Here is a 4,368-nt window from a genome sequence, read left to right on the forward strand (position 1 = left end):
CTCGCCGCGCGTCATCACCGCCCAGGCGATGCGCGCCATCTTGTTCGCCAGCGCCACCGTCGCCAGCCGCACCGGACGCCGCTCCAGCACGCCACGCAGCCACGCCCCGGCCGCGCTGTTCCACTGTCCCGCCCGGAACACCATGGAGGTGGCGCCGAGCACCAGCAGCCTGCGGATCTCGCTGTTGCCCGCCTTGGTGATCCGCCCCAGCCGCGTCTTGCCACCGGTCGAATGCTGCCGCGGCACCAGCCCCAGCCAGGCGGCGAAATGCCGCGCGCTCTTGAACGAACCGATGGTGTCGCCAACCGTCGCCGTGATCAGTGACGCGGTGATCGGGCCGATGCCGGGGATCGTTGCCAGACGGCGGGCGGTGGCATCCTGCCGCGCATGCGCGACGATCTGCGCCTCGAGCCCGGCGATGCGCGTGGTGGCGGCTTGGCTGTGCTCGTGCAGTTCGGCGAAGGCCTGCTTCGCCGTCGCCGGCATGCTCGCCTCCGCCTGCACCTGCGCCTCGAGCTCATCGAGCCGGTGCACGCCCTTGGCGACCACCAAGCCGAACTCCGCCGCCAGCCCACGCATCGCGTTCGCTAGCATCGTCTGCTGCTTGACCAGCAGCGAGCGCACCGAGTGCAGCGCCAGCACACCCTGCTGCTCGGGGCTCTTCACGGGCACGAACGTCACCTCCGGCCGCGTCGCGGCCGCGCACAGCGCCGCGGCATCGGCAGCATCGTTCTTCTTGCCCTTCTTCACGAACGGTCGCACCGCTTCCGGGGCCAGCAGCTTCGCCTCGTGCCCCAGCTGCGTCAGCATCCGGGCCCAATGGTGACCGGCACCGCAAGCTTCGAGTACGACCGTGCAGCGCTCCTGCTGCTCGAAGAAAGGGATCAGTTCCTCTCGGCGCAGCTTCCGCTTCAGCTGCGGCTCGCCAGCGGCGTCAACACCATGGACTTGGAAGACGAACTTTGCAGTGTCCATGCCGATCAGGGTAATAGTCATAGTGGGCGGCTCCCTTTGCTGGTTCAAACGACCCGCACTCTGGTACATCGATGCCGTTGGGGGCCGTCCACCCCATCTGAAAATCATTCCCCCGCTCCGCCCGCTGTAGAGGGGCATACAATCCGCTGGCTCAACGCGTAGAATCGCCTCAGTGAGAGTTGGCCGGGGCTTGGCGATGGCATTGAGTAAAGCGGCTGTGTTGTTCGATGCATTGCCCGATCAGGTAGCGCCGAAGTACGCCGGTAGCGGCGCGCCGCGGCTGCGCTGTGCCGAGCGCGGCCAGATCGAATGGCGTCCGTTCAGCCTGGACCAACTGGTGCCGGACGATCATCGGGTGCGTCTGGTCTGGCGTTTCGTCGAAGGGCTCGACCTGGCGCCGCTGCTGGTGGGCATCAAGGCGGTGGAGGGGCATGCCGGTCATGCGGCGACAGACCCGCGCATTCTGCTGGCGCTGTGGCTATACGCCACGGTGAAGGGGATCGGCAGCGCGCGCGAGTTGGCGCGGCTGTGCGAGGAGCACGTGGCTTTTCGCTGGCTGTGCGGCGGGATCAGCATGAACGCCAAGACGCTGGCGGATGTCCGGATCGGTCACGGCGCGGTGCTGGAGCAGTTGCTGGCGGACAGTTTCACGGCGCTAGTACGGGCGGGGGTGGCGAACCTGGATCGTGTCGCGCAGGACGGGGTGCGGGTGCGCGCCGCGGCGGGGGCGGCGTCGTTTCGCCGCCATTCGACGCTGGAGGAATGCCGGCGCGCGGCCGAGCAGGCGATTGCCGATCTGCGTACGCGCCTCGAAGCCGATCCCGGGTCTGCCAGTCGCCAGCAAGCCGCGGCGCGCCGGCGAGCGGCGGAAGAGCGTGAGCGGCGGGTGCGTGCGGCGCTGGCGGTCACCGCAGAGTTGCAGACCCAGCAACGGGAGAAGGCGCGTCTGGACGCTGGTCTGGCGGCCCGGGCAGCCGAACGTGCGACGCAGCAAACGTCGCAGGACGCGGCCAGGGGCGAGACGAAGACGCCGGACGCAGCGAAACAACCCGCCGAGCCACGGGCGTCCACCACCGATGCCGAGGCACGCACCATGAAGATGGCCGATGGCGGCTTTCGCCCGGCCTACAACGTGCAGTTCGCCGCCGACACCCGGAGCGGCGCCATCGCCGGCGTGGCGGTCGACAACCTTGGCTCCGACATGGGCAAGCTGGTGCCAATGAGCGATGCGCTGGCCGAGCAGTATGGCGAACGACCGGGCCAACACCTCGCCGACGGCGGTTTCGCCAAGCTCGACGACATCGACGCGCTGGCCTGCAACGGCGTCGCGGTCTTCGTGCCGGTGCCGAAGCCACGTGATGCCAGCCGCGATCGTCATGTCGCGCTGCGCGGGGACACGCCAGCGGTGGCGGCGTGGCGAGAGCGCATGGGAGGTGACGCTGCCAAGGACATCTACAAGCAACGCGCAGCCACGGTGGAACTTGCCAATGCGCAAGTGCGCAACCACGGCTTCAGGCAGTTCGTGGTGCGCGGCCTGGAAAAGGCCAAGGTAGTCGCTCTGTGGTTTGCCTTGACGCACAACATGATGTGCGGCTGGCGTCTGCTCAACGCATGAGACGGACAGCCGCGGCGAACTGACACGACCGCAGCGGCAAACCGCCGCGGCGGCGACACCAGGATGCATGCCGGTGCGACCGGTCATACCGCGTCAGCCACCAAACCTCGACAACTCGACATCTGCGTCAGCCTGGACCGGACGCCGACCGTCATTCAGCCGCTTGCCAAATGGCGATTCTTTTTCAACCTCTCAGGGCAGTCCGGCGATGCCGCGCGCCTCGCCCGTCACCTCCAGGATATGCACCCCAGTATTCGCCCGGTCGACGATGTAGACATAACCACGCTCGTCGGACTCGACGTTGTTGGTCTGGATCGCCCGCTTGCAGCGCGGCTGGCCGTCCGCCGTGACGCAGCGCGGCGCGGTCCGCTCGGTGATCGCCGGGATGTAGAAGCCGACCTCGCGCGGCCGGTAGGGGTTGCGGATGTCGAGCGCCCGGACCCCGGCATTAAACCAGGCGATGAAGGCCAGCTTCCCGTAGAAGACGGGCGCCATGCTCTCGTTCGAGGAATGCGAGCCGAACCGCCCGCCGCGCGAGCAGAAACTGCCCGCGGCTTCGGGGACCGTGAAGTTCGACACCACCATCGGCTGGCTTTCCACGGTGATGTCGGCGAACCAGACCAACTGCCGCGCCTCCTCGCGGCATTCGTTCTTCAGCGCCTCGTCGACGATCATGACCATGTCGCGCGTCGCGCCCTTGGCGTCCCTGGCGAAGTCGGGGATCGTCATGCCCGGCAGCGGATAGGCGGTATGCGCGCCGACCAGCGGCGACATGACCAGCCGGCCGAGCTCGGGCGCGCGCAGGTTCTCGTCGGTCGGCGCCGCCGGGCCTTCGATCAGCTTCCGCCGATCGACGATCTGCACGATGCCGCCCGCATTGGTGCCGTAGCCGAAGTAGATCCGGTTGCCGGCCGGCCCGGTCGAGATGCCGCCATGCAGCTCGGTCGGGATGGCGCCATGCTCGCCATGCTGCTGGCTCGGCGTCTCGCCGTCCTTGATCTGCTGGCCGGGCAGGCCGAAGTCGCGGATATGCTTCGGTTGCGCCGGGTCGTTCAGGTCGAAGACCTGGGTCATCCGCCGGACCCGCCAGGGCGGCTGGTTGCCGGAGACGAGGTAGGCGATGCCGGTGTCGCATTCCCACCAGTTCTTGTGGGTGTGGCCAGCCGGGATTCGCGCCAGCAGCTTCGGCCTGGCGGGGTCGGAGACGTCGAAGATCTGGTGCCCGGCATTGCCCTGGGTGCGGAGCATGTAGAAGGCGGCCGGGTCGGCGTTCTTCAGGCCGCGCCCGTCGCAGACCCGGACCATCTGCGCCCCGCCATCCTCGTCGAGGCCCGGCTCGCCCGGGACATGCGCGAGGTAGATGGGCCTTGCCGGGTCGGTCACGTCGAGGATGGAGGTGCCGTTGAACTCCGGCTGCCCGGTCAGCGGGTTCAGCGGCCTGGGCTCGGCCTCTGTACCGCCGTGATGGCCGACATAGAGGATCCAGCGCTCGCCCTGGCGGTGGATGGTCGGCTGGTAGGCGCTGCGCGCCTGCAGGTCGTGCGACCCGACCAGGCGCATGTTCGAGGCCTCCGGCGCGGATTGTGCCGATGCGGGCTCGGCGAGGGCGGCAGCCAGCAGGCAGGCCGCGAGCAGGCGGGCGGGCGAGGCGCGTCGCATGGATGATCCTCCGTCCGCCGTCCGGCGGTTGGGGCCATGCTAGAGCGGATCGCGGAGGAGCGTGAACCGGCTCCGCGAACACGGAGTGACAGCGACATGGCGTCCGGACTGGAACGCCG

At 68.6% G+C, this 4,368-nt stretch carries 3 protein-coding genes; 1 reads left to right on the forward strand and 2 read right to left on the reverse strand.

Going from position 1 to position 4,368, the window contains the following annotated elements; all coding sequences use genetic code 11:
- The coding region (locus tag VF632_RS08740; RefSeq protein ID WP_331022489.1) for an IS110 family transposase at positions 1-996 on the reverse strand (996 nt) is incomplete at its 3' end.
- A 259-nt stretch (positions 997-1,255) separates the two neighbouring features.
- On the opposite strand from VF632_RS08740, the gene VF632_RS08745 reads away from it, so the two are divergent.
- Positions 1,256-2,590 (forward strand): IS1182 family transposase, encoded by a 1,335-nt coding sequence (locus tag VF632_RS08745; RefSeq protein WP_331022491.1) that lies wholly within the window; start codon positions 1,256-1,258, stop codon positions 2,588-2,590.
- 192 nt (positions 2,591-2,782) lie between these two features.
- On the opposite strand, the gene VF632_RS08750 is transcribed toward VF632_RS08745, so the two are convergent.
- A complete protein-coding gene (locus tag VF632_RS08750; RefSeq protein ID WP_331022490.1) occupies positions 2,783-4,249 on the reverse strand; it encodes a hypothetical protein in 1,467 nt (488 codons plus the stop codon).
- Positions 4,250-4,368: the final 119 nt, after the last annotated feature.

The sequence above is a fragment of the Longimicrobium sp. genome, from assembly GCF_036388275.1.
Classification (GTDB): domain Bacteria; phylum Gemmatimonadota; class Gemmatimonadetes; order Longimicrobiales; family Longimicrobiaceae; genus Longimicrobium.

Coding starts and splice junctions, on each gene's coding strand:
- VF632_RS08750 (WP_331022490.1), bottom strand. CDS start 4,249: ATGCGACGCGCCTCGCCCGCCCGCCTGCTCGCGGCCTGCCTGCTGGCT.